The organism is Hymenobacter segetis (assembly GCF_054776495.1).
In genome coordinates this window covers 455642-480526 of the sequence record NZ_BAAHBV010000003.1, presented here as the reverse complement: position 1 = coordinate 480526, position 24885 = coordinate 455642, and the positions used below count along the sequence as shown (strand labels likewise).

The following is a 24885-nucleotide window of genomic DNA, read 5'->3' as shown; positions in this document are numbered from 1 at the left end:
TGGCGCAGTTGCTACTGGTAAGTGGCTAAACAAAAGGGTGCTTAGCGGATGCTTTGGGGATTGGAATGGTTTTTATTCTCCGCTCAGGGCACGACCGGCGGCTCTTGTTTGACGTTTACGAAACTCATCCCTTCGGGGCATTTCGCAAACGTTGATTCGTAGACGGGTTTTGTCCAATCGTCGGGCCCTGCAGAGGCCTACTCCCCCAATATTGGGCAGTAGGGAGCCGTTCAGGGAAAGGAGCAATCAATCAGCCTGTTTCAACAAAGGGCTGGCTAGCTGGCTATACGCCAGGCGCTGCATGGTCATTCCCTCGGGGGCTTCCAGCCGAATGGCCGTGAACGGCTTGCTGGGAAAGAATAGCTCCGTGCCCGTGCTCAGGCCGCCATCGGCAAACAGCTCTACGGAAGTAGCATCGAAGAATAGGGTGAGGTCGGCGGCGGGGAGCGTGGCCAGGCGCGGGGTGGTGTGTCGCCCGGCAAATTTGGTGCTGAACCCCGACGGGCCCGCCTTGCGGCGGTCAACGAAGTACTGCCGGGCCTTTGCGTCGTAGCCGATGCGCAATTCCTCGCCCGCCGTATTACTCAGCACCAGCGCAAAATCGCGTAGCTGCGCGGTGCTCAGGTCTAGGGAGAACTTATCGCCCGTAAACTGCAGGCGGTTGGTCAGATTAACCGCGCTGGTAGAGGCTTTGAGGTTTCGCAGCACCACCGCCGGCCGGGGGGACAGCTTGGCCAGCTCTTTCACCGGCTGCGAGGTGAGGTAGATTTCCGACCCGACCTGGCGCAGGCCCAGCTCGCGGGGGATGGTGGTGGCGTTGCGCCAAGGCGAAGTGGGCACTTGGTTGGCGTACTCCCAGTTGCTCATCCAGCCCAGAAAAATCTTGCGGGCGCCGGTGTTGGCCCACGTTACGCCCGCGTAGTTGTCCGGGCCGTAGTCGGCCCACTTGGTCTTGTCATTCAGCGGGGTGAATTTGTGGCCGTCGAAGCTGCCCACGAAATACTGCGTTCCCGAGCCGCCGTTGGGACCACCGGGGTTCAGATTGACGATGAGCACCCAGTGGGTTTTGCCATTGAGCGTGAGCGGGAACAGGTCGGGGCATTCCCATACGCCGCCATGCGCGCCCAGCTTCTCGCCAAACTCACTTTCCTTGGTCCAGTCTTTCAGGTTGGGTGAAGAGAAAAAGGTGATGCGGTCCTTGGTGGCCAGGGTCATTATCCACTTCTTTGCCACCTCGCTCCAGCTCACCTTCGGGTCCCGGAAATCGTGAATGCCGGGGTTTTTTAGCATGGGATTGCCGGCGTACTTGGTCCAGGTTTTACCGGCGTCGAGGCTGTAAGCCAGGCTTTGGTTCTGGAAGGTGTGGGTGCCGGCCTTCTCGCCCTTGGGGTCGTGGTGGGTGAAAATAGCTACCAGCGGCGTCTTACCATCCTTGCCGAAGCCAGAGGTGTTTTTGGCATCGACCACGGCGCTGCCGCTAAAAATATAGCCAAGGCTGTCGGGAAACAGGGCGATGGGCAACTCCTTCCAGCTGACTAAATCGGTGCTGGTGGCGTGGCCCCAGTGCATGGGCCCCCACACCGAAGCATCGGGATAATACTGGTAAAAGAGGTGATATGTGCCCTCATAATACACCATGCCGTTGGGGTCGTTCATCCAGTGCGCGGCCGGGCTGAAATGGTAGCCGGGGCGGTACTGGGGGGTGGCGGGCGGCACGGGGGCCTGCTGGGCATGGGCAAGCAAACTCACGCTGCAAAGCACGGAAAGGAGAAGGCGTTTCATGGACGGTAAAAGTTGGTGGGTTGAACTACTGCGTGACCGGTGCGCTCATCAACGCTCGGATATCGGCTTCTTCAAAGGCCGGCGTGGCGCCCTGGTGGGTGGCCACCAGCGCCCCGGCCGCGCAGGCAAAGTCTAGGGCCTGCTGCGGGGCTTGCCCCGTAACCCAGCCCTTGAGCAGAGCCGCCAAGAAGGCATCGCCGCTGCCAATGGTATCCTGCACCTGCACCGATACTCCGCCCGCCCGGTAGAGCTGGTTGTTGGTCCAGAGCAGGGCCCCATCGGCCCCGCAGGTTACGCACACCGCATCCAGGTTGAAGCGCTGGGCCAGCCAGGGAATGGCTGTGGCCGGCGCGCTGGCCACCCCAAACCATTCGATGATTTCGGCCAGCTCGTGGTGGTTCATTTTCACCAGATTGGCTTTTTTGAGCAGGTATTTTACCCCCTCGCGGTGGTAGTGCGGCGGGCGCATGTTCACATCAAACACCCGGAACTTTGCGCTTTCGAGCAAGCGGTAGAGCGTTTCGCGGGTACTGGCCTGCCGGGCCGCTAGGCTGCCGAAGACGAAAGCATCGGCACCGGCCACGGCGGTTTCCAGAGCGGCGTCGAAGTGAATGTAGTCCCAGGCCACGGGCTGCACAATCTTGTAGGTCACCTCGTTGGCGTCGTCCACGTTGGCTTTAACGATGCCGGTAAGGTGGGTTTTGCCGCGCTGGATAAGGTCGGTGGCCACGCCTTTTGATTCCACGAAATCGAGCAGCTCAGTACCTAGCTCATCGTCGCCCACGCGGCTGATGAAGCGCACGGGAAGCCCCAGCTGGTGCAGGTGCACGGCCACGTTGAAGGGCGCGCCGCCCGGCTGCTTGCCGGAGGGCAGGATGTCCCAGAGGATTTCGCCGAAGCAGGCAACAGAAGGAAACATAGCCATAGCAGTAGTCAGTTATTTGTGGTCAGGACAAGCGAATTGCATGGGAAATCAATGCAGCACCAGTGCCTTATCAGCGGCTTCGAGGGTGGTGCCTTTGGTTTCCGGCATCATTTTCCAGACGTACAGCAATTGCAGCACCATCATGGCGCAGAAGAAGGCAAACGTGTTGCCGCCGCCCAGGTGCTCGGCAAACCAGGGAAATGTGAAGGCAATGGCCGCTGCCATCACCCAGTGCGTGCTGGAGCCCAGCGCCTGCCCTTTGGCCCGCACCGCGCTGGGGAATATCTCGCTGATAAACACCCAGATAACCGCGCCCTGCGAAAAGGCAAAGAAGCCGATGTACACAAACAGCAGCACCGGCACCAGCATGCCGCCAAACTCCTGCAGGTAGAACGCACGCGCCACCAGCCCCAGCGTGGCAATAAGCCCCACCGAGCCCACCAGCATGAGCTTGCGCCGCCCAAACCGGTCGATGATATTGACGCCCAGTAGCGTGAAGCAGAAATTAACCAGCCCAATGCCGGCCGACGACAGCAGCGCCGTGCCCTGGCCCAGCCCCGTCATCTCGAAAATGCGCGGCGCGTAGTAAATGATGGCGTTGATGCCGGCCAGCTGGTTGAACATGGCAAACAGCACCGCCAGCAGCACCGGCCGCCGGTACTGCGGCGCCCACAGCGACTCGCCAGGGCCGGCCTCGGCGGCGTTGGCCACCAGAATGGTTTGCACGTTCTCGTTGGCTGTGGCGGGGTCGATGCGCTCGAACACGGCGCGGGCGTCCTCCACGCGGTGCTGGCGGAGCAGCCAGCGCGGGCTTTCGGGGATGCGGAACAGCAGCAGGAAGAAGGCGATGCTCGGCACGGCCTGCACGCCCAGCATCCAGCGCCAGGCGTCGGGCCCGATGTCTTTCAGGAGATAGTTAGACAGGTACGCCATGAGAATACCGAATACGACGTTGAACTGGAACATGCCCACCATGCGGCCCCGCGACTCGGGCGGCGACACTTCGGAGATGTACAGCGGCGCCGTAACCGACGACGCGCCAACCCCCAGCCCGCCCAAAAAGCGGAAAATCATAAACGGCACCCAGGCCGGCGACAGCGCCGCGCCCACCGCCGACACCAGGTACAGCACCGCAATCCAGGTGAGGGTGCGGCGGCGGCCCAGCGCGTCGCTCGGAATACCGCCGAAGATGGCGCCTATCACCGTGCCAATGAGGGCGATGGAAATGGTGAAGCCGTGCTCCCAGGCCGTGAGGTTCCACACTTGCTGGATGGCCTTTTCGGCTCCGGAAATCACGGCCGTATCGAAGCCGAACAGGAAGCCGCCCAGCGCCACCACGATGGACCAGAAGAAGACGTTATTTTTCACAATGGATTGATGAAAAGGTGAAACCATGCGCCTCAACTCAAACTCCCGCCCCACTTGCCGGGGCACTTGTTCCCACCACGCCGCCGGGGCGCGGGGCAGAAGCTGAGTTGGGTAAGCGCGGCACTACCAGCCGGGGTTTTGCTGGTATAGTCCTCGGCTGAAGTTGATTTGGTTGAGCGGAATGGGCATGTACTCGTCGCGGCCGGCCGTGAAATTAGCCGTGGTCAGGTACTGGCGCTTGGTTTTTTCCACGCTGAAATACGTGTTCAGGTACGTGGCAGCGATGCCCCAGCGGGTGAGGTCGAAGAAGCGGTAGCCTTCCATGGCAAACTCCAGGCGGCGCTCGAAACGCAGGGCTTCGCGGGCGTAGGCCTGTGTCCAGCCGCTGCTGGGGTAGAGGCCGATGCGGTAGTTGGAGATGGGCTGGCCGGCGCTGTTTTTCAGCCGGGCGGTGCTGTTTTGGGCGCGCTGGCGAATCTGGTTGATGATGGGCAGTGCCTCGGCCGCCCGGTTGAGCTCAATCAGGGCTTCGGCCTTCCAGAGCAGCACGTCGGCGTAGCGGATGACGGTCCAGTTCTTCGAAGTGCTCATGAATGGCGGGTTCTTCTGGAAGCTGGGGTCGGAAGGCAACACATTCTCCTTCATCGACATGAAGTAGCCGTACACCTGCGGCACGCGCACCCACGAGTTCTGAAACACGAACGTGGGGTCGTATTTGTAAGGGTGCGTGGGGATGGCCACGGTGTGGTCGAGGCGCGGGTCCACGGCGTTGGCCTGGAAGTCGGCGGGCACATCGGCGCGCAGGTCGCTGTTGTTGAAGGTGGTGAAGAGCGGCAGGCCCTGCGCGTCGGTCTTGTAGGCGTTCACCAGGTTCTGGCTGGGCTGGTGGAAGCTGCAGCAGCCGTAGTCGGGGTTCATGGGGTAGTTCAGCTCGTTGCCGCGGTCGGTGCGGCCCTTGGGCGTGCCGTCGTTGCGCGAAAACTGGATGGCGAACACCGATTCGCGGCTGTTGTCGCCCACGGTCAGGAAGTTGGTGGCGTAGTCGGCGTTCAGGGCGTAGCCGGCGGTGCTCACCTGGTCGCAGAGCGACACCACTTCCGTCAGCTTCGCTTGGTCGATGCCCGTCACGGCGTTGTTATCGTTCTGCGTGTAAGCCTGGTAGAGAAGGGTTTTCGCCAGATAAGCCTGGGCGGCCGACTTGGTGGCCCGGCCGACTTCGGGCTGCGTGGCCGGCAGGTTGGCCGCCGCAAAGCGGAAGTCATCGGCAATTTTGCCCCAGAGCGCGTCGTTGCTCAGGGCCACGTTCGAAACGGTGGCGTAGTCATTCGTGGCCACGGTTTGGTCGATGTAGGGCACGCGCTTGAACACCTCTTTCAGCAGGAAGTAGAAGTGGCCGCGCAGGAAGCGGGCCTCGCCCTGGCGAATGGCCTTGTTGGGCATGGCCGCGTCGCTCACGGCATCGAGGCGGCGCAGGGCATCGTTGGCGCGCGACACGCCGATGTAGAGCAGAAACCACAGCTCGTCGGTGTTGCCCACGTCGACGCGGTTAAAAGCGAAGGTTTCGTAGAAGTGGAAGGCGTCCACGTCGGCGGTGCCGCCGCCGCCCTTGTAGGCATCGCCGGCCCGCACGTTGCCGTAGGGCCACATGGAGGTGTAGGGCGTGCGGTACACGTCGTTGCCCAGCTGCGAGTAGGCAGCAATCACCTGCTTCTCAATGTTGGCGGGGGTATTCAGCTGCTCATCGGTCAGTGCACCGGTGGGGTCTACTTCGAGGAATTTCTTGTCGGAGCAGCCGAAGGAGAGCGACAGCAGGGAACAGGCCAGCGCGAGGGTTTTAATCGATTTCATGGCGAGGGAATTTTGCTGGCTTTAGAAGGAGAGGTTAAGGCCGGTGGTGTAAATCAGCGGCACCGGGTATTGGTAGTTCGTCACTTCGGGGTCGGGGCCGGTGAACTGCTTGCTCTTGCCGAGCAGGAAATTCTGCGCCTGCACGTAGATGCGCACTCCTTGCAGCTTCACTTTACCGGCCACCTCTGTGGGCAGTGAATAGCCCAGCTGCACGTTGCGCAGCTTCAGGTAAGAAGCATTTTCGATGAAGTAGGTAGAAGCGCGGCCCTCATTGTTGGAGTTGATGAGGGTGGCCGCCGGAATGGTCGAGCCGGTGTTCGAGGGCGTCCACGCATCGAGCAGGCGCTGGCCCCAGTTCTCGCCGGAGGCCAGCGAGGAGAAGTCGGTGCGGAACTTGGAGTTGTTGTAGGCATAGAGGCCCTGCACCCCTTGCAGGAAAACCTGCAGGTCAAACCCCTTGTAGCCAGCGCCTAAGTTCAGGCCGTAGCTGTAGGCCGGCACGCCCTCCGAAATCCATGTCTGGTCGAAGTTGTCGACTTTGCCGTCACCGTTCAGGTCCTTGTAGCGAATGCGGCCGGGGGCGGCACCCACCTGGGTGGCGGCCCCGCTCACCTCAGCGGCGCTCTGGAACAGGCCGTCGGCCACGTAGCCGTAGGTGGCGTTGATGGAGTGGCCCAGGCGGGTCACGTCCTTGCCGTTGCCGCCGTAGGCGTTAATCACCTCATCGGGCAGAAAAGTCAGCTTGTTGCGGAAGGTCGAGACGTTGCCTGTGATGTTATAGGTCAGGCCGTTCTCCAGCTTGTTCTGGTAGCCGAGCAGGAATTCCCAGCCCTTGTTTTGGATGGAGGCCCCGTTCACAAACTGGTCGCCGCCCTCGCCCACTACGGCTAGGTAGGGCAGGTTCACCAGAATGTCCTTGCTGTTCTTCACGAAGTAGTCGACCGAGCCCGTCAGCTTGTTGTCGAGGAAGCCAAAGTCCACGCCCACATTGGTTTGGGTGGTGGTTTCCCACTTCAGGTTGGGGTTGGCGCGCTGCACGCGGCGGTAGCCCGAGGGCAGGGCCGTGTTGTTGCCGTAAATGTCGTAGGCCGTGCCGTGGTCGTAGTCGAAGTTAGGGTCCAGGGTGCCCAGCAGGGACTGGTACAGGCCCCGGGAGGCAAAGTTGGCAATGTCCTGGTTGCCCGTCTGGCCCCAGCCCGCCCGCAGCTTGAAGTCGGAGATAAACGGCGCGCTGTTCTTCACGAAGGCTTCCTCGCTCAGGCGCCAGCCCACCGACAGCGCCGGGAAAATACCGAACTGGTTAGCTGCTCCGAAGCGCGACGAACCGTCGCGCCGGATGGTGGCCGACGCCAGGTACTTATCGGCAAACGCGTAGTTGACCTTAGCGAAGTACGAGGCCAGCCGGTAGGCCGTGGCCGAGCCGCCGTTGTCCTTATTGGCCGAGCCGGCGTCCAGCACCACGTAGTTGGGGTCTTCGGTGGCGAAGTTGGTGCGCGAGGCGTAGGTGCTCTCAAAATTGTAGCTGATGCGCTCGTTGCCCAGCAGCACGTCCAGCTGGTGCTTTTCGCCTAGGGGCACGCTGTAGTTCAACGTGTTCTGCCACGTCCAGCTGCCCCCAAAATTATTGTTGACGGTCACCCGGTTATCCTGGTTGGAAAGAAAGCCGGCCTTAAACGTCTTATACAGCTCGGTGTACTTAAACAGGCTGTAGTCGACGCCGAAGCTGGTGCGCAGGTGCAGGCCCTTCAGGATTTCCGCATCGGCAAACACGTTGCCGAACGCCCGGCCGGTATTGGAGCGGTTCTGCTGGTTATCCGTGAGCAGGCGCAGCGGATTGTCGCGGTCGCTCATGCCGGCCACCGGGCCGCCCCAGCCCACGCCGTCCACAGTGTGGACCGGCACGATGGAGGGCAGCTGGCTACTGCGGTCGCGTATCAGGTTCAGGTCGTACTGGGCCTGCTGGGTTTTGGCCAGCGTCAGGTTTTCGCCCACTTTCAGCTTGCCGCCGAAAAAGTTGTAATCCGAGTTCAGGCGGGCCGTGAAACGGTTCAGTCCCGTGTACTTCAGCGTGCCGGAGTTGTCGTAGTAGTTCAGCGAGAACAGCGCCCCGCCCCGCTCGCCGCCGCTGCTCACGCTCAGGTTGTACTGCTGGATGAGGGCATCCTGCTGGGTTTGCTTAAACCAGTCGGTATCGGCCGAGCGCATGGTCTTGTCGGCATCGATGAACTCGGGGACTACCACCTGGTCGAGCACTGGCTGGCCGGTGGCATCCAGGTGCGACTGATAGCTATAAAACGGGATGCTGGGGGGAGTGTGGTCGTTGGCGGAGGCCTGCCAGTACACCTTGCCGTAGTCCAGCGTGTTCAGCATCTGAATGTGCGGCCCGGCTTTCTGCAGGGTAAAAAAGGTGGAGAAATCGACGCGGGTGGCGCCTTTCTTGGCCTTCTTCGTGGTGATAATAATCACGCCGTTGCCGGCCCGGGAGCCGTAGATGCTGGCCGCCGAAGCGTCTTTCAGCACCTGAATGCTCTCGATGTCGTTTTGGTTAATCTGCCCGATGCCCTCTTTGGTCGGAATGCCGTCGATGACATAGAGCGGGTCGTTGTTACCCAGCGTGCCGAAGCCGCGGATGCGCACCGTGGCCCCGCTGCCGGGGGCCCCGTCGGTGGTGATGTTCACGCCCGGCACACGGCCCTGCAGGTTGCGCGTCACGTCGCTCGAGGCCATGCCCTTCACCTCATCTACCTTGATGACCGACACAGCCCCCGTCAGGTCGGCCTTGCGCTGGGTCTGGTAGCCGGTCACCACTACTTCATCCAGGGCGGCCACGTCGGCGGCCAGCTGGGCCGCTACCGTCGTTTGGCTGCCCACTGGCACCTCCTGGGTTTTATAGCCCACGAAGGAGAAAATCAGCGTCGCGTTGTCGGGTACGCTGATGGCAAAGCTGCCATCGGGGCCGGTGCTGGTGCCCAGGGCCGTGCCCTTCACAAGTACCGTCACGCCGGGCAGGCCTTCGCCTTTCTCGTCGGTCACCTTACCCGTGATAGGCCGGTCGGCCATCTTGGCGTGAGCGGGGCCGGCCGGCCGGCCGGCTTCGGCGGGGCCCGCCGCCAGGGCCGGGCCGCCGGCGAGCAGCGCCACCAGCGCCGCTTGCGGAAGAGAATGTAGCAGTGAGTTCATGCGTTTTTGAGTGGGATGAAACAGCAGAGAAAAGAACCAGTCACCTCCCGGCTACCCTAAGCAGCGGGTTGATTGATGATTCAAATTTCCGGCGGCAATCCCCGGCGGGCTTGCTCAATCCTCTCAAAAGCGTTAACTATTCGTTCACTGCATGAAATGTATTTTGTTTTTTGATTGTCAACTACTTACGTCATTGCAAACGATTGGGAATCTATTTCAGATTACACCCATGTTACCTGGCTTTCACTTTCCGTTCAGCCCACGGGCGCAATGTGTAAGGCGCGGTACTCGGAAGGCGAAATCTGGTAACGCCCCTTAAAGCTGGTGGAGAAGTAGGAGGGCGAATTGAACCCCAATTGATAAGCCACCTCCGCAATGGTGAGGGATTCATCAAGCAATAGCTGGCGGGCTTTGGTAAGCCGGACGCTTTGGATAAAGTCCGTCGGGCTGGTGCCGAGCACGGCCTTCACCTTGCGGTAGAGCTGCACCCGCGAGATGCCCAAGCTGCGCGCCACGTCCTCCACGCTCAGGTCGGCCCGCTCCAGATTGGCCTCTACAATGGCCGAGAAGGTGGCCAGAAATCTCTGGTCGACGCGCTGGGCCGGGGCCACGGTGGCCGTGTCCACGCTCAGTTCGCGGCGGAAGTGCTCGCGCTGCCGCTCGCGGTTGCCGAGCAGCGTGCGCAGGCTTTCGAGCAGGAAGGTGGGGTTGAAGGGCTTGGTGAGGTAGAGGTCGGCCCCGGCCTGCACGCCCTCTACCTGCTGCTCGGGCGCGCCCTGGGCCGTGAGCAGCACAATGGGAATGTGGGAAGTGCGCCAGTCGCCCTTTAGCTGCACCACCAGCTCCAGCCCGCTGACTTCGGGCATCATCACGTCGCTCACGATGAGGTCGGGAATCAACTCGGCGGCCAGGCGCAGGCCCGCCGCTCCGTCGGTAGCCGTGCGTATCTGGAAATGCGGGCGCAGCTTCTGGGCCAGAAAGGCGTTAACCTCCTCATTGTCTTCGATAATCAGCACCAGCGCGTCCCGGCCTTCGCCGGTGGCAAAGCGGGCTTCGAAGTCCTCATCGGTCGCCATCGGGGCCGCCACCAGGGCTTCCTCTACCAGCGGCCCCAGGCTGGGCATGCTGGCTTTGCCCGGTGCCAGCAGCGCATCCGGCAGGTTGAGGGGCAGCGTGACCACAAAGGTGCTGCCCTGGCCCGGCCGGCTCGCAAACGTGAGCTGCCCCAGGTGCAAACGGGTGAGCCCCAGAGCCAGGGCCAGGCCCATACCCGAGCCTTGCGCGCCCGGGTGCTGCCCTTGGTAAAACCACTCGAAGATGTGCGCCTGGTCCTGCTCACTGATGCCCCGGCCGGTATCTTCCACGCTCACCCGCACGGTGCGCTCAGTGGGCAGGGCCTCAATGCTCACGGTCACCTGCCCGTGCTCCGGGGTGAATTTCAGGGCGTTGGCCAGCAGGTTGAAGAACACCTTGTCCAGAATGTTTACATCAAAGGGCAGGCTGATGACGGGCTCGGCGGGCAAAAAACAAAGCGTCACCCCCTTCTGCCGGGCCGACTTCTCGAAGGAATCCAGGATTTCCCGCACAAAGGCCACGAGGTTGCCCTCGGTGGCGTGCACCGGCATTTTGCCCACGTCAATCTTCCGGAAATCCATGAGCTGGTTCACCAAGCGCAGCAGGCGCTGGGCGTTGCGGCGCACCAGGCCCAGGTCGTGGCGGTGGGCCGCATCAAAGGAAGTGCCGCTGGTCAGCATTTCCTCCACCGGCCCCAGAATGAGGGTGAGCGGCGTGCGTAGCTCGTGCGAGAAGTTGGTGAAGAAGCGCAGCTTGGCCTCGGTCTCCACCTTCGCCCGCTCGGCATACGTCTGAATCTGGTTGCGCTGAGAGCGGATTTCATCGTTTTGCCCGGCCAGCACGCGGGTAATGCGGCGGTTGGCCCGCAGCGCGCGCCACGCCAGCAGGCCCAGCGCCGCTGCCACCAGCAGCGCCCCGGCCAGCACGTACAGCACGGTTTGCTGGCTGGCGTAGGTATCGCGCTGTTGCTGCAGCAGCCGCTGCTGCCGCTGAATGTCCTGCTGCTGGCTCGACAGCTGCTCGGTTTGCATCTTCATGGTCAGCACGTTGGTCGAGTCGATAACCATGGTGCCGAGAATATTCTCCTTCGCATAGGGGCGGTGCTCCAGGATGTTCATGGCCGTGCGAATGGCTTCCTCGCCGCCCGGCGGGTAGAGCAGCGTAGCCGTCAGCACGCCGTCCTGCACAAACTGAATGCCGCCGTGCAGGCCCGGCAGCCCGTCCACGCCCACCACCCGGATGCGGCGGTCCAGCCCCAGCTGCTTGCACACCTGGTAGGCCCCCAGGGCCATGCGGTCGTTGTGCGCAAAAATCACATTCACCTCGGGGTGGGCCCGCAGCACGGCGGGCAGGCGGGTAATCACCGACGGCCGCTTCCAGTCGCCTTGCACCCGGGCCACCAGGTGAAGGCCGGGGTAGGCCGCCAGGGCGTTGGCCAGCCCGCGGTGCCGGTCGACGGCCGGCGATGCCCCGGCCAGCCCTTCGATTTCCAATACATTTCCGCGACCAGCGAGCAGGCTGCCGATGTACCGCCCCGCAGCCTGGCCTATTTCCAGGTTGTTGCCTCCCACGTAGGCCGTGTACAACTTGGAGGCAATGCGCCGGTCCAGGATGACCACCGGAATGCCGCGATTGAAAGCTTCCTCCACCACCGGCGTTACGGGCTCGGCTTCGTTGGCCGATACAATTAAGAGGTCAATTCCCTCCTTCAGAAATTCCTGAATTTGTTGCTGCTGGCGGTTGCTATTGTCGCGCGCGTCTTTCAGGCGGAATGTCACATTCGGGTAGAAGCTCAGCTCTTTACGCATGCCGGCCAGCATGGCTTGCCGCCAGGCATCGCCGGTGGTGCATTGCGAGAACCCGATGGTGTAGTGCCGCGGAGGGGCGGCTTGGACTGGACTGCTTGCCCTGCCCAAGAACAAGCCGATGCACAGCACCCACCCAACAATTAGGCGGACACTGGTAAACGTATAAGGCATTCTATCGCGCATATTGGATGTTACACCTCCTTCTCTTTAGAAGCACCATGAGTGGTGTTTAGCAGAAAAATAAGATGTAAATAAGGGTAGTTATTTTAACATGCTGCCCGCAACGATAAAATCCACGCTACTATTTCTAACTTAAGCTCACCCTGTCGGCTCACGCCACGGCCAGCGCCAGCAGCAACCCCGCCAGCGTGGCCGCCAGCTTGGGCCAGTTGAGCCGGTGCTCCGGGCTGGTTTCAAACAGAATGGTGGTCGAAACGTGCAGGAAATTGCCCGCTACCAGCCCCAGTAGCGCCGCGTACCAGCCGCTGCTCAGCAGCTGCGAGAGCACTACATAGTTGCTGATGATAATACCCACCGGCGAGGCCAGCGCGAAAATCAGCAGCCCCGGCCACACCCGCCGGAAGCTGCCCAGCCGCAGCCGCAGCAGCGTGGCCAGCGCAAAGGCCGCTGGCATGTGGTGCAGCGCCACGCCCACCACAATGGCGTAGAAATTCTGGCTCACTTGGCCCACTTCCGGGCTGTGCACCAGAATGCTGCCTTCCAGAAACGAGTGCACCACCAGCGCTGCCAGCAGCAAAAAAGGCACCCTGCCTACACCCTCGTGCGGGCTGTGGGCGGCTTCGTGGTGCACGTGCCCATGCTCCACGCCTTGCGAGAGCACCTCCAGCAGCAATTGCCCAAAAAAGCCGGCCAGCACCCAGTAGCCTACCCGTGTCGGGTGTTCGGGCAGCAATTGCAGCGCCTCGGGCAGAATGTGCGTGACCGTGAGCGTGAACAGATACGCCCCGCTAAAGGCCAGCAGCGGCTTCAGCCACTGCCCGCCGCGCGCCACTGGCACCCAGGCTGCCGCCGCGCCCGCGCCCAGCACCGTGAGCAGCAGCAGAAAAATTGCAAACCCCATACAGTAAAGAATGAGGAATGAAGAATGAGGAATGAAGAATGAAGGACTGACAGCACAAGCGTCAGTTCCTCATTCTTCATTCCTCATTCTTCATTCTGAAATGACGCAAAGCGGCAGCTCTGCTACCGCCAGCCGGCGGGCAAAGCTGCCACCCAAACGAGAGAAACCTGAAAATCAGCGCGCCTTAGCGCTGGATTTGGTGGCCGTTTTCGGCCGTGTCTGCCTGGCCCGATTTGCCGGCGTCGTGCAACTGGCCGCGCTTGCGCATGCCTTCCTCAGCGTTGGCCGAGATGGCCGACTCAGCGGCCGGGTGCTTGGCTTCGGTTTCGGCAGCTTCGCCTTTGGCCTCTTTTATCAGGGGCGAGTTGGCGTTTTCGATGGAGCCGTTCGGCACCGAGTGGTCGAAGTTCTCGTCGTCGCGGGTGCCGGGGGCTACCACGTCGGTCGATACTTTCTCATCGGGGCGCCAGTCGGAGGGCTCGCTGCTGCAAGAAGTCAGGGCCAAAGTAGCGGCGGAAACAGCCAGCAACAGGGTGGAGGTCAATTTCATCGAAGTAAAATTAGCAGGGGTTGAAATTTAGACGGTGGCCGCGCCGGCTTCGGCGGGCAGCAGGTTTTTGCGGCGCAACATCGACTCAAACAAGCGGCGGTCGTTGTCGGCGTTGAAAATTTTGAAAGGCAAATGTAAAAACACCGGCACATCGAACGTGCGCGCCAGCCACAAACGCCAAGCCGCCATGCCCTCCGGGGGCGTGCCGGGCTTGAGGTACAGTACGTAGGCATCCACATCGCGGCGAACCCGGCCAATCATGTCCCAGGTCAGCTGCATGGCTTTGCCTTCCTTCTCCGGGCCCACGCGCAGCAACAGTTGCTTGTTGTCCATCTCAAACGCCATGCGCTCAAACAGGGGCTTGCTCTGCTCCATCTGCGTCACGCCCGTCACCTGCGCCGAGCGGAATAGCACGAACAGAATAGTGAGCACCACGGCCAGCACAATCCACCACCACGAGTGCACAAAAATGGCCGGCAGCAGCCCCAGCGCGAAGGGAATGAGGGCATATACCCAGTCTTTTTTCCACACTTCGCCCATCACCATTTTGGTGTAGGTGTCGGTGGTAAGCTGGGTTTTCTTGGTGCGAATGGCCAGCGACGGAGCCTGCTGGGCCTGGCGGAAGCCGCCACCGCCGCCGCGTTGGTTAGGTTGGTTCATGGGGTAATTGTTAATTGTTGGTTGTCAGTTGTTAGTCTCAGTTTTGATGGGCCATGCCCTGACAACTGATAACCAACAACCGACAACTAAAATGCCTTCAGGCTCAAATCCAGGCTTTTGACGGAGTGTGTGAGGGCACCCACTGAAATATAATCAACCCCGGTGCGGGCTACTTCGGCAATGGTCTTCTCGGTGATGCCGCCGCTGGCTTCCGTCGGAAAACGCCCGGCGATGAGTTCCACGGCCTCGCGCAGCTGGTCGGGGTTCATGTTGTCGAGCATGATGCGGTCGATGCCGCCCGCGTCCAGGGCCTGCTGCACTTCATCGAGCGAGCGGGTTTCGATTTCGATGGGGAGCTGCCGGCCAGTCTTGGCGAGGTAGGCGTGCGTGGCCGCAATGGCCTGCGCAATGCCGCCCGCGTAGTCGACGTGGTTATCCTTAAGAATAATCATGTCGAACAGCCCGTAGCGGTGGTTCACGCCGCCGCCGATGAGCACGGCCCACTTCTCGCAGATGCGGAAATTGGGCGTGGTTTTGCGCGTGTCGAGCAGCTTGGCCGAGGTGCCGGCCAGCAGCGTGTTCAGGTGCGCGGTGTAGGTGGCGATGCCGCTCATGCGCTGCATGCAGTTGAGCACCAGTCGCTCAGCGGTGAGAATGCTGCGGGCCGGGCCTTCCACGGTGAGGGCAATGTCGCCATGCTTCACCCGGTCGCCATCGGCAAGCAGGGGCGTGACCACCAGCGAGGCATCCACTTCCTTGAAAATGAGCGGAGCCAAGGCCATGCCGGCCAGAATGCCTTCGCCTTTCACCAGCAGATGGGCGCGGTTGCGGGCATCGGCCGGAATGGAGGCCAGGGCCGAATGGTCGCCGTCGCCCACATCCTCGGCCAAAGCCGTGCGGATGAAGGTGGTCAGCGCTTCGGGCGTGAGATAAGAATAGGAAGCGGAGGGAGTTTGCACGGCGCAAAGGTACGGCCCTTGCGGCGGCCAATAAAGCGGAAGATTCTCACGAAAAAGCCCCGGCCTGTGGGGGCCGGGGCTAAGGTTATTCTTTCGTGAAATCCAGCGTGTCAATCACCGGCGCGCCGCGCGAGGGTTTGAGCTTCACATACACGCGGTAGGTGCCGCTGCGGCCCACGTAGCGGCCAATGGCGTACTGAATATGCTCCTGGCTTTCGCCCTGATGAATAAATTCAAAGCTGCTGGGCGCGGTCTTGCCGAAAAAATCCTTGATGACAATTTCGGCCTGGGTGGCGTTGTAGCCCTGCTTATCCCCATCGAAACCAATTTCAACGGTAGCAGCAAAATATTGCGACAACTCGCGGGAAGAGGCGTTGCGCAAGGCCGACCGAACGGCTCCGAGGTTATCGGCCTGCGCGTGAGCCGCGACAGAACCGAGCAGGAACAGCCATCCGATGAATAGAGTCCTAATTAAATAGCGTTTCATTATAAGGGTAATAAGTGCGTCATACACAAAAGCAGTCAAGCGAAAATGGTGCCAGTAAGTAATGAATGGCTTCAGCCGAGCCGAAAAGCAGCCGAAAAATGTCCCAACTTAAAGCGGGTACGAAGGTAGAAAATTTCAACCAGAGGCGCGGACCCGCCGTATCTTTGCAGCATGAGTAAGCAGGTATTATTGGTAATTCTGGATGGGTGGGGCATTGCCCCGAACACGGCAGTTTCGGCAGTAGACGCGGCTAGTACGCCGTTCTTTCACGAGCTGTTGCAGCGGTTTCCGCACAGCACGCTGCAGGCGTCGGGCGAAGCTGTGGGCCTGCCGGAGGGCCAGATGGGCAACTCCGAAGTGGGGCACATGAACATTGGGGCCGGGCGCGTAGTCGACCAGGAGTTGGTGCGCATCGGCAAGTCCATTCGGGAGCGTAAGCTGGGCCAGATGCCCGCGCTGGTGAAAGCCTTCGACTACGCCATTGCCAATGATAAGCCGCTGCACCTCATCGGCCTGCTTTCCGATGGCGGTGTGCACTCGCACATCGACCACGTGAAGGCGCTCTGCACCATTGCCCACGAGGCGGGTGTGCGGCGCGTGTTCGTGCACGCCTTCACCGATGGCCGCGACACCGACCCCAAAAGCGGTGTGCGCTTCGTGAACGAGCTGGAAGAATCGATGGTGCGCAGCGGGGCCAAAATCGCCTCGGTGGTGGGCCGCTACTACGCCATGGACCGCGACCGCCGCTGGGAGCGGGTGAAAGTTGCCTACGACCTGCTGGTAAACGGCATCGGCACGCCTTCGCAAAACCTGATTCAAACCATTCAGGAACAGTATAAGGAAGGGGTGACGGATGAGTTCCTGAAGCCCATTGTGAAGACGGGGGCCGATGGCCAGCCGCTGGCTACCATTCAGGAGGGCGACGTGGTGCTGTGCTTCAACTTCCGCACCGACCGGGGCCGCGAAATTACGGAAGTGCTGACCCAGCAGGACATGAACGCCTTCCAGATGCAGCGCCTCAACCTGCATTACCTCACGCTGACCAACTACGACGATACGTTCGTGGGCGTGACGCCCATTTTTGAGAAGGACAACCTGAACAATACGCTTGGCGAAGTGCTGGCGGCGCACGGCAAAACCCAGATTCGCATTGCCGAAACTGAGAAGTACCCGCACGTCACGTTCTTCTTCTCGGGTGGCCGGGAAAATGAGTTTGAGGGCGAAACGCGCATCCTGCGGGCCTCGCCCAAAGTGGCGACCTACGACCTGCAACCCGAAATGAGCGCCGCCGAGTTGCGCGACGCGCTGGTGCCGGAGCTGAAGGCCAAGTCGGCTGATTTCGTGGTGCTGAACTTTGCCAACCCCGACATGGTGGGCCACACAGGCGTATTTGAGGCCGTGGTGAAGGCCGTGGAAACGACCGACGCCTGCGCCCGCGCCGTGGTAGAAGCCGCCTTGGAAGCTGGCTACGCCAGCATCATCATAGCCGACCACGGCAATGCCGAGTTTATGCGTAACGCCGACGGCTCGCCCAACACCGCCCACACCACCAACCTGGTCCCCTGCATCCTGGCCGACAACGACTACCACGGCACCCTGGCCGATGGCAAGCTCGGCGACCTGGCCCCCACCATCCTGGAGCTGATGGGCATCCCCAAGCCAGCCGAGATGACGGGCGTAAGCATCCTGCGGCCCAGCACCGCCCCGAATGCGTAAGCGCGGCCTGGCGATAGGCGGGTGGGCGTTGGGTGTGGTGCTACTGGCCAGCTGCGGCGAGGCCGGCCCGGCCGCGCCCGCCGCCCGCAAGCCGCTGTATTTCGATGTGAAAGGCCTGCTCACGCGGCAGGTGGCGCAGCTGGAGCAGCGCCACGCCGCCGTGACCAAGCACGTGAGCCTACGTGGCAACGCGCCCGAAACCGTGCGCGTGCCCACCGTGAAGTGGAACGACGAGCTCCAAATCTTCTTTCAGGCCGACATTAATAAAGCCGCCCTGCGCGGGGCTTACGCCGTGGATTCTGTGGCGCTGCCCGGTGGGCTGCTGCGCCACACCTACACGCGGCTACCGGGCCAGCCCAATGCGCCCGTGGCCAGCCTGACGGTGGTGCAGCAAGGCGCGGTGCCGCAGGAAATCGCGGCTACTATTATTCAGAATAACCCGTTGTTTTCGGCGCAGAAGCAGCTGCGTGTGCAGCTGGAAAATGGCCAGCTGCGCACTTACGAGGTGGTGGGAACCCAGAAGTTGGTGTTGTTTGATACGTTGCGCTACTCGGCGGCCGGGCGAGTAGAGTAAGGCTACCGGCACGGCTTATTTGTGCTCGTAGGCACCCAGGCTGGGCATATTCGGGTTGTTGCGCGGCAGATTGATGAGGTCGCGTAAAAGTATTGTTGAACCTGGTGCTATGGGCTGGCGGGGCGAGGTAGCCGGCGAGGTAGCCTGGAGGCTGTAATCGGCTTGGCTGCTGGTGAGCGAGGTGCGGACGAACAGCGGGTCTTTGTTGACGATATTGGCGCGGGCGGCGAGGGCCAGGCCAGGCTTGCCGGTGGCATCAGTAGTAGCCTGATATTCCTTGGTGCGCAGCAGCGAGTTCAGGATATTGAAGGTGAAACCGGCGTCACCGTTGTTCTGCAAAAACAGCTCATCCTCAAAAGAACCCCACACAATGGAATTGCGGATGGTGACGCTGGTGGTCATTTTCGGCGGGTTCTTCAGGGCATCGTCCACGTTGGTGAACGTGAGGGAAGAGGTTTCGCGCCGAAATGCGGGCGTGTAGTTGGCGATGGTGCAGAAGTTCAGATTATAAGTGCCGCCGATGCCTACCATGGCGTATTCGCCGCAGTTGGTGAAGAGGCAGTTGGTGGCCGTAACATCGCCGGAATAGCTGATGACGCCGCCGCCGGTGCCGGGGTTCGCATTGGCAAAGGAGACATTCGACCCCGAGATATTCCGGAAAACGGTGTTGTTCAGCGTCAGATTGGGGTGAGCCGGCAACGCATCGCGGTTGTAGAGCAATGCGCCGAACGTGGCGTTCTTGATTTCCGCGTAGCGGATGCTGTTGTTGCGGCTGGTGCTGGTGAAAATGATGCCGCCCCACTGGCTGGGAATGTCGGCATAGAACGGCTCCAGCCGGTCGCCCTGGAAACGGACGAGGTTGAGATTTTTGGCCTTTACGGTATCAGTAAGGCCGGTGCCGGGCACGAAGTCATCGTTAACTCGTAACGTACCATTCACCTGAATGTAAGAGCCAGCGTGGGAATAGATGCGGGCTCCTTTAGGAATAGTTAGGGTGACACCCTGGCCCACGAGTACCCCAAATAAGGAAGGCGTAGTTGCGCCGGGAAGCACTTTGTTCGCATTAATAATGACGTGGGGCTTGTCCGTGCGCCAAGTCGTGTTAGCGGTAATGTAATCGGCCCGGTGGAAATAGGCATTTTGGCCGAAGGCCAGCACTTTCACGTTCTGCTCGTTGCCGTTGGTGCGGAAATTCACCTGGTCTTCCAACAAGAAAGGTTTAATGTCTTTGCCGTTGTCACCCAGCACGGCTCGCACCAGCACTAGTAGGCTGTCCTTGCCCCGGATGGTGATGCCGCTGATGCTCGGGCCGGCATCGCCGTTAATAATCAGCGAGTACGTGGTGCCCAGCTTGCCGGCGAGGCTTACATCGGTTTTCACCGCGCCGCTGTTACGGTTGTACACCCACAGCCGCTTCGTCACCGTCTGGATGGTGGTGAACACCGTGTCAAACTTCACCGTGTCGGTGGCAAACTCCAGGCTGCCGGAGGTTTGCACCAAATCCTCTTTCGGCTCGCAACCGGGCAGGAAGGTGAGCAAACAACTCAGGACCAGAAACAGCGGGAAGAGGTGGCGCATAAGCAGGCGTTGGGCAGGCGGGGCAAACTCCCCTCCTTACCAAGGAGGGGACGCGGCCGCGTAGCGGACGCTGGGGTGGTTGTGGGCGTGAACGCCGAACGCTGGGAAATAAGTATATGAGAGCATTATGCGCAAGCAGTTCCGGCATCGTTCAACACCCGCAACCACCCCCGTTTTTGCTTCGCAAAAACTCCCCTCCTTGGTAAGGAGGGGAGTTGGTCGTTCTGCTTATTTCGTCACGCCTTCCTGCAGGCGCTCGGCGCTTTCGGCGATGCGGAGCTGCTCCACGAAGTCGTCCACGTTGCCTTCCATCACGCTGGCCAGGTTATACACTGTGTAGCCGATGCGGTGGTCAGTCACGCGGCCCTGCGGGTAGTTGTAGGTGCGGATTTTATCCGAACGGTCGCCGCCACCAATCATGCTTTTGCGCACGATGCCGTCGGCCTCGTTCTTCTTGGCCAGCTCCATATCGTACACGCGGGAGCGGAGCACGGCCAAGGCTTTGTCGAAGTTTTTGAGCTGCGATTTCTGGTCCTGGCACTGGGCCACGAGGCCGGAGGGCAAGTGGGTGAGGCGCACGGCCGAGTAGGTAGTGTTTACCGACTGGCCACCGGGGCCGCTGGAGCAGAAATAGTCCTTGCGGATGTCGCTCATGTTCAGTTCCACATCGAATTCTTCCACTTCGGGAATCACCACGATGGAGGCCACGCTGGTGTGGATACGACCCTGGGTTTCGGTGGCCGGCACGCGCTGCACGCGGTGCACGCCCGATTCGAACTTCAGCTTGCCGTACACATCCTCGCCGCGCACGGCCACGATGATTTCCTTGTAGCCGCCGGCGGTGCCGTCCATAGCGTCGATGAGCTCCATTTTCCAGCCCTGCTTTTCGGCAAAGCGCATGTACATACGCTGCAAGTCACCGGCAAAAATGGCCGCTTCGTCGCCACCCGCGCCGGCCCGGATTTCCATGATGACGTCTTTCGAGTCGTTGGGGTCCTTGGGCAGCAGCAGGTCTTTAATCACTTCCTCGAGGCGCTCCTGCTCGGGCTGGAGCTCGTCGAGCTCGGCCTTGGCCATCTCGCGGAAGTCCTGGTCCTTTTCGGTGGCAATGACTTCGCGGGCGTTTTCGATGTTGCTGAGCACCTGCTGGTAGTTGCGGTACTGGGCCACAATCTTGCCCAGCTCCTTATACTCCTTGTTCAGGGACTTGTAGCGCTTCAGGTCCGACATCACGTCGGGCTGCATCAGCTCTTCGTTGACGTTTTCGTAGCGCTGGTTGATGGCTTCTAGTTTATCGAGCATCGGGTGTTCGGGAAATAATCAGATAGTGGGCAAAGATACGGATTCTAAACACCGCTATTCAGTACGTTGGTTCGCTGGCTTAGTCAGGTGAATACTACTAGCAAGCCAGCGCACCAAACAAACCGCCGAATGGATGCGGAAAATGGCCCCGGCGCGCCCTACATTGCGCCCGTCTGTTTGGGCGCGGCCGGGGCCGGGCGGTGGGGTAGCACAGCTATTTCATCCCGGTGCTCACCCCGCCAAACAGCTTTTTTTACGCCCTCAGCCATACTCGTTCAAGCTCTCAAACTCTTCTGGTTTCGCACTTCCCACCCAAGCGGCACCGCTACTTCACCAACCAGAAACTGCAATGCAAGTGTTGAAATTCGGAGGCACGTCGGTGGCCTCTGCCGAGAATATCCGCAAATCGCTGGCCATTGTAGCCAGAGCCGCTGAACGCGCACCAGTCGTCATGGTCGTATCGGCGTTGGGCGGGACTACTGATGCCCTGATTGGCGCGGGCCGGGCCGCCGCTGCGGGCGACGCGGGCTACCGCGATACTTTATTACAGCTGGCCGCCCGCCACCGCACGGCCGTGCAGGAACTGCTGCCCGCCGCGCACACGGCCGTGCAGGAACTGCTGCCCGCCGCGCACACGGCCGCCGAAGGCCAGTTGGTAGCCCAGTTTGGAGAGGTGACCAGCCTGTGCAACGGCATTTTCGCGTTGGGTGAATTATCAACCAGAACGCTGGATAAACTCATGAGCTACGGCGAGCTGCTGTCGTCGCACCTCATTGCGTCTGTGGCCAAAGTGCAGAGTTTAGATGCCATATGGGCCGATGCCCGGCAGCTTATCCGCACCAATTCGCGCTTCGGCACGGCCGAAGTTGATATGGCCACCACGGAAGAGAAAGTAGCCGCCTTTAAAGCCGAAAACCTGGCAAAAATCTGGGTAGTACCCGGCTTCATCGCGGCTGATGCCCACGGTACTACCACCACGCTGGGCCGGGGCGGTTCCGACTACACGGCCGCCCTGCTCGCTGCCGCCCTTGATGCCGAAGTGCTGGAAATCTGGACCGACGTGAGCGGCATGATGACCGCCGACCCGCGCCTCGTGCGCAGCGCCCGGCCTATTGCGCACATCTCGTATCAGGAGGCCATGGAGCTGTCGCACTTCGGCGCGAAGGTGCTCTATCCGCCTACTATTCAGCCAGTGATGCAACGCGGAATTCCGCTCTGGATAAAAAATACCTTCGCCCCCGACGACTACGGCACGCTGGTGGAAGTGGAGCCGCCGCGCACGCCGGCCGTGGTGCAGGGCATTTCCAGCATCGGCAACCTCACGCTGCTAAATCTGGAAGGCAGCGGCATGGTGGGCATCCCCGGCTTCTCGAAGCGGCTGTTTGAAGCCCTTGCCCGCGAGCGCATCAACGTGATTCTCATTACCCAAAGCTCCTCCGAGCATTCCATTTGCGTGGGGGTGAACGCGCAGGATGCCGCGCCCGCCCAGCTGGCCGTGGATGAGGAGTTTGCCACGGAAATCGCGGCCGGCCGCATCGAGCCGCTGCGGCCCGAAACCGACCTCGCCATCGTGGCGCTGGTGGGCGAGAACATGAAAAACCACCCCGGCATCAGCGGCAAGCTGTTTGGCGCGCTGGGGCAGAATGGGGTGAATATCCGGGCCATCGCGCAGGGCGCGTCGGAGAAGAATATCTCGACGGTGATTCGTGCCGCCGACGTGCGCAAGGCCATCAACGTGCTGCACGAGGCCTTTTTCGAGGCCACCAAGAAGCAGGTCAACCTGTTCATCCTCGGCCCCGGCAACGTGGGCAGCAAGCTGCTGGAACAGCTGGCGCGGCAGCAGTCGCACTTGCTCGAAAAGCTGGGTTTGCAGGTGCGCGTGGTGGCTATTGCCAACAGCCGCCACTGCCTGGTCGATGAAAACGGCCTCGACCTGACTGCTTGGCCCGAGGAACTGGCGCAAGCCCCGGCCCAAACTTTGGAGGAATTCACCCAACTCATCATCGCCCGCAACCTGCGCAATTCCATCTTCGTGGACGTGACGGCTAACCCGGCCGCCGCCAGTATCTACGCCGACTTGCTGGCCAAAAGCGTGGCTATCGTAGCCTGTAATAAGGTGGCCGCGTCGTCGGACTACGCGCATTATGCCAAGCTCAAAAGCCTCTCGAAGGAATTCAACGCCAGCTACTTGTTTGAAACCAATGTGGGCGCGGCCCTGCCCATCATCGGCACGCTGAACGACCTCACGCGCAGCGGCGACGTGGTGCGGCGCATGGAGGCGGTGCTCTCCGGCACGCTCAATTTCGTGTTCAACAACTACGACGGCTCCCGGCCCTTCGCCGAGGTGGTGCGCCAGGCCCAGGCCGAAGGCTACACCGAGCCCGACCCGCGCCTCGACCTGAGCGGCTCGGACGTGGCCCGCAAAATCCTCATCCTCGCCCGCGAAGCCGGCCAGGTAATGGAAATGAGCGAAATCGAAATCGATACCTTCCTGCCGCCCGCATGCCTCGAAGGCGATGTGGAAGCCTTCTACACCCAGATGGCGGCGCACGAAGCCCACTTCCGTGCCCTCTATGACGCCGCCACTGCCGCCGGCAAGCGCCTGAAATTCGTGGCTCGCTACGCTGATGGGCACGCCGCCGTGGGCCTGCAAACTGTAGCGCTCGGACACGATTTGTACGACCTGCGCGGCAAGGACAACGTGGTGCTCTTCTACACCGACCGCTACGTGGACCAGCCGCTGGTGGTGAAGGGCGCTGGGGCAGGGGCGGAGGTCACGGCCTCGGGCGTATTTGCGGATATCATTCGCGCCGCAAGGCTGTAGCGCGGACTTTTAGTCCGCGACTATGTGGTTCTATGCTCGTCTAACCATTACTCAACCTGCTTACTCGCGGACTAAAAGTCCGCGCTACTATGCCTGATTCCGTTCTCGTTCACTCCCCCGCCACGCTCTCCAATCTGGGCTGCGGCTTCGATGTATTCGGCCTGGCCCTGGCCGAGCCTTACGACATTATTCGTCTCACCCGCAGCGATAAGCCGGGCATCCGCATTCAGCACCACGACCCGTACAACCTTCCCACCGACCCGCTGCACAACGTGGCTGGAGTGGCGCTACTGGCTTTGTTAAAGCAGGTGCCGGAAGCCGTGGGGTTCGAGCTGGAAATCACCAAAGGTATCAAGCCGGGCAGTGGGGTGGGCAGCAGCGCGGCCAGTGCCGCCGGGGCCGTGGTGGCTGCCAATGCGCTGCTGGGCAACCGCTTCAGCAAAATGCAGCTGGTGGATTTTGCGATGGAAGGCGAGGCCGTGGCCTCCGGCGCACGCCACGCTGATAACATCGCGCCGGCCATTTTCGGCGGTTTCACGGTGGTGCGGGCGCTGGAGCCGGTCATTGATATTATTGCCTTGCCCGCGCCGCCGTTGTGGGTGGCGGTGGTGCACCCGCAGATTGAGGTGAAAACTAGCGACTCGCGCAAGGTGCTGCCGGCCACCGTGCCGCTGGGCTTGGCCGTGCGCCAGTGGGCCAACGTGGCGGGCCTGGTATCAGGATTCCTGCTAGCTGATTATGACCTCATCGGCCGCTCGCTCGACGACTACATCGTGGAGCCGGCGCGGCTGCCGCTCATCCCCGGCCTGGCGGAGGCACGGATGCGGGCGCTGGCCGCGGGGGCCATTGGTGGCGGTATTTCGGGCTCGGGGCCTTCGATTTTCATGCTGAACCGGACGGAGGCAACGGCGCAGGCCGTGGGCGAGGCGATGGGCAGCGTGTTTACGGAGCTGAAGATTGAATGCAACGTGTACGTGGGGCCGGTGGGCACGACGGGAGCACGGGCGGTTGAGGAGGAATAGATTTCAGAGAATAAAAAGCCCGTCATGCCGAGCGTAGCCGAGGCATCTCGCGTGCTACCGCTAATTATTATCGGCTTCACGAATGAGTTACTACAGCACGCGAGATGCCTCGGCTGCGCTCGGCATGACGGGCTTTCTGCAGATAAC

The 24885-nt window shown here is 61.2% G+C and carries 17 protein-coding genes; 4 read left to right on the top strand and 13 right to left on the bottom strand.

Going from position 1 to position 24885, the window contains the following annotated elements:
• Positions 1 to 246: 246 nt before the first annotated feature.
• From ACYU70_RS19015 to ACYU70_RS18965, 11 genes are all read right to left on the bottom strand, one after another.
• Entirely contained in the window at positions 247 to 1782 is a 1536-nt protein-coding gene (locus tag ACYU70_RS19015) for a glycoside hydrolase family 32 protein (RefSeq protein WP_342296788.1), read from the bottom strand.
• 25 nt (positions 1783 to 1807) lie between these two features.
• Positions 1808 to 2701 (bottom strand): carbohydrate kinase family protein, encoded by an 894-nt coding sequence (locus tag ACYU70_RS19010; protein WP_342296787.1) that lies wholly within the window; start codon positions 2699 to 2701, stop codon positions 1808 to 1810.
• Positions 2702 to 2755: 54 nt separating this feature from the next.
• Positions 2756 to 4102 carry a sugar porter family MFS transporter gene (locus ACYU70_RS19005; protein WP_342296785.1) on the bottom strand — a complete coding sequence of 449 codons (1347 nt, stop codon included), beginning with the start codon at positions 4100 to 4102 and terminating at the stop codon, positions 2756 to 2758.
• A 96-nt stretch (positions 4103 to 4198) separates the two neighbouring features.
• A complete protein-coding gene (locus ACYU70_RS19000) occupies positions 4199 to 5923 on the bottom strand; it encodes a RagB/SusD family nutrient uptake outer membrane protein (RefSeq protein WP_342296784.1) in 1725 nt (574 codons plus the stop codon).
• Between the two features lie 21 nt (positions 5924 to 5944).
• Positions 5945 to 9103, bottom strand: coding sequence for a SusC/RagA family TonB-linked outer membrane protein (locus ACYU70_RS18995; protein WP_342296783.1), 3159 nt, complete (start codon positions 9101 to 9103; stop codon positions 5945 to 5947).
• 254 nt (positions 9104 to 9357) lie between these two features.
• Positions 9358 to 12156, bottom strand: coding sequence for a substrate-binding domain-containing protein (locus tag ACYU70_RS18990; protein WP_342296782.1), 2799 nt, complete (start codon positions 12154 to 12156; stop codon positions 9358 to 9360).
• Positions 12157 to 12316: 160 nt separating this feature from the next.
• Positions 12317 to 13066: a ZIP family metal transporter gene (locus ACYU70_RS18985; RefSeq protein WP_342296780.1), complete on the bottom strand. Its 750-nt coding sequence runs from the start codon at positions 13064 to 13066 to the stop codon at positions 12317 to 12319.
• Positions 13067 to 13250: 184 nt separating this feature from the next.
• Positions 13251 to 13616 (bottom strand): hypothetical protein, encoded by a 366-nt coding sequence (locus ACYU70_RS18980; protein ID WP_342296778.1) that lies wholly within the window; start codon positions 13614 to 13616, stop codon positions 13251 to 13253.
• Between the two features lie 27 nt (positions 13617 to 13643).
• On the bottom strand, positions 13644 to 14276 hold the full coding sequence (locus ACYU70_RS18975; RefSeq protein ID WP_342296776.1) for a hypothetical protein: 633 nt from the start codon (positions 14274 to 14276) through the stop codon (positions 13644 to 13646).
• Between the two features lie 86 nt (positions 14277 to 14362).
• The gene (nadC, locus tag ACYU70_RS18970; protein WP_342296775.1) at positions 14363 to 15235 is read right to left on the bottom strand and encodes a carboxylating nicotinate-nucleotide diphosphorylase; all 873 of its coding nucleotides are present in this window, start codon (positions 15233 to 15235) and stop codon (positions 14363 to 14365) included.
• A gap of 85 nt (positions 15236 to 15320) precedes the next feature.
• Entirely contained in the window at positions 15321 to 15722 is a 402-nt protein-coding gene (locus tag ACYU70_RS18965) for a DUF4783 domain-containing protein (protein WP_342296773.1), read from the bottom strand.
• Between the two features lie 171 nt (positions 15723 to 15893).
• On the opposite strand from ACYU70_RS18965, the gene gpmI reads away from it, so the two are divergent.
• Positions 15894 to 17438 carry a 2,3-bisphosphoglycerate-independent phosphoglycerate mutase gene (gene gpmI / locus ACYU70_RS18960; RefSeq protein ID WP_342296772.1) on the top strand — a complete coding sequence of 515 codons (1545 nt, stop codon included), beginning with the start codon at positions 15894 to 15896 and terminating at the stop codon, positions 17436 to 17438.
• Entirely contained in the window at positions 17431 to 18012 is a 582-nt protein-coding gene (locus tag ACYU70_RS18955; protein ID WP_342296771.1) for a hypothetical protein, read from the top strand. Before gpmI ends, ACYU70_RS18955 begins: the two co-directional genes overlap by 8 nt.
• Before the next feature lie 15 nt (positions 18013 to 18027).
• Here the strand turns inward: ACYU70_RS18955 and ACYU70_RS18950 are convergent, their stop codons facing one another.
• On the bottom strand, positions 18028 to 19590 hold the full coding sequence (locus ACYU70_RS18950; protein WP_342296770.1) for a hypothetical protein: 1563 nt from the start codon (positions 19588 to 19590) through the stop codon (positions 18028 to 18030).
• Between the two features lie 228 nt (positions 19591 to 19818).
• The gene (prfA, locus tag ACYU70_RS18945; protein WP_342296769.1) at positions 19819 to 20892 is read right to left on the bottom strand and encodes a peptide chain release factor 1; all 1074 of its coding nucleotides are present in this window, start codon (positions 20890 to 20892) and stop codon (positions 19819 to 19821) included.
• A gap of 349 nt (positions 20893 to 21241) precedes the next feature.
• Between prfA and thrA the strand changes: the two genes are divergently transcribed.
• Both thrA and ACYU70_RS18935 read left to right on the top strand, forming a co-directional pair.
• A complete protein-coding gene (thrA, locus tag ACYU70_RS18940) occupies positions 21242 to 23716 on the top strand; it encodes a bifunctional aspartate kinase/homoserine dehydrogenase I (RefSeq protein WP_342296767.1) in 2475 nt (824 codons plus the stop codon).
• Between the two features lie 89 nt (positions 23717 to 23805).
• On the top strand, positions 23806 to 24738 hold the full coding sequence (locus ACYU70_RS18935; protein WP_342296766.1) for a homoserine kinase: 933 nt from the start codon (positions 23806 to 23808) through the stop codon (positions 24736 to 24738).
• Positions 24739 to 24885 lie beyond the last annotated feature (147 nt).

What these genes read in the sequence shown, in the direction of transcription:
- ACYU70_RS19015 (WP_342296788.1), bottom strand. Translation starts at nt 1,782, where the DNA reads ATGAAACGCCTTCTCCTTTCCGTGCTTTGCAGCGTGAGTTTGCTTGCC.
- ACYU70_RS19010 (WP_342296787.1), bottom strand. Translation starts at nt 2,701, where the DNA reads ATGTTTCCTTCTGTTGCCTGCTTCGGCGAAATCCTCTGGGACATCCTG.
- ACYU70_RS19005 (WP_342296785.1), bottom strand. Translation starts at nt 4,102, where the DNA reads ATGGTTTCACCTTTTCATCAATCCATTGTGAAAAATAACGTCTTCTTC.
- ACYU70_RS19000 (WP_342296784.1), bottom strand. Translation starts at nt 5,923, where the DNA reads ATGAAATCGATTAAAACCCTCGCGCTGGCCTGTTCCCTGCTGTCGCTC.
- ACYU70_RS18995 (WP_342296783.1), bottom strand. Translation starts at nt 9,103, where the DNA reads ATGAACTCACTGCTACATTCTCTTCCGCAAGCGGCGCTGGTGGCGCTG.
- ACYU70_RS18990 (WP_342296782.1), bottom strand. Translation starts at nt 12,156, where the DNA reads ATGCCTTATACGTTTACCAGTGTCCGCCTAATTGTTGGGTGGGTGCTG.
- ACYU70_RS18985 (WP_342296780.1), bottom strand. Translation starts at nt 13,066, where the DNA reads ATGGGGTTTGCAATTTTTCTGCTGCTGCTCACGGTGCTGGGCGCGGGC.
- ACYU70_RS18980 (WP_342296778.1), bottom strand. Translation starts at nt 13,616, where the DNA reads ATGAAATTGACCTCCACCCTGTTGCTGGCTGTTTCCGCCGCTACTTTG.
- ACYU70_RS18975 (WP_342296776.1), bottom strand. Translation starts at nt 14,276, where the DNA reads ATGAACCAACCTAACCAACGCGGCGGCGGTGGCGGCTTCCGCCAGGCC.
- ACYU70_RS18965 (WP_342296773.1), bottom strand. Translation starts at nt 15,722, where the DNA reads ATGAAACGCTATTTAATTAGGACTCTATTCATCGGATGGCTGTTCCTG.
- gpmI (WP_342296772.1), top strand. Translation starts at nt 15,894, where the DNA reads ATGAGTAAGCAGGTATTATTGGTAATTCTGGATGGGTGGGGCATTGCC.
- ACYU70_RS18955 (WP_342296771.1), top strand. Translation starts at nt 17,431, where the DNA reads ATGCGTAAGCGCGGCCTGGCGATAGGCGGGTGGGCGTTGGGTGTGGTG.
- ACYU70_RS18950 (WP_342296770.1), bottom strand. Translation starts at nt 19,590, where the DNA reads ATGCGCCACCTCTTCCCGCTGTTTCTGGTCCTGAGTTGTTTGCTCACC.
- prfA (WP_342296769.1), bottom strand. Translation starts at nt 20,892, where the DNA reads ATGCTCGATAAACTAGAAGCCATCAACCAGCGCTACGAAAACGTCAAC.
- thrA (WP_342296767.1), top strand. Translation starts at nt 21,242, where the DNA reads ATGCAAGTGTTGAAATTCGGAGGCACGTCGGTGGCCTCTGCCGAGAAT.
- ACYU70_RS18935 (WP_342296766.1), top strand. Translation starts at nt 23,806, where the DNA reads ATGCCTGATTCCGTTCTCGTTCACTCCCCCGCCACGCTCTCCAATCTG.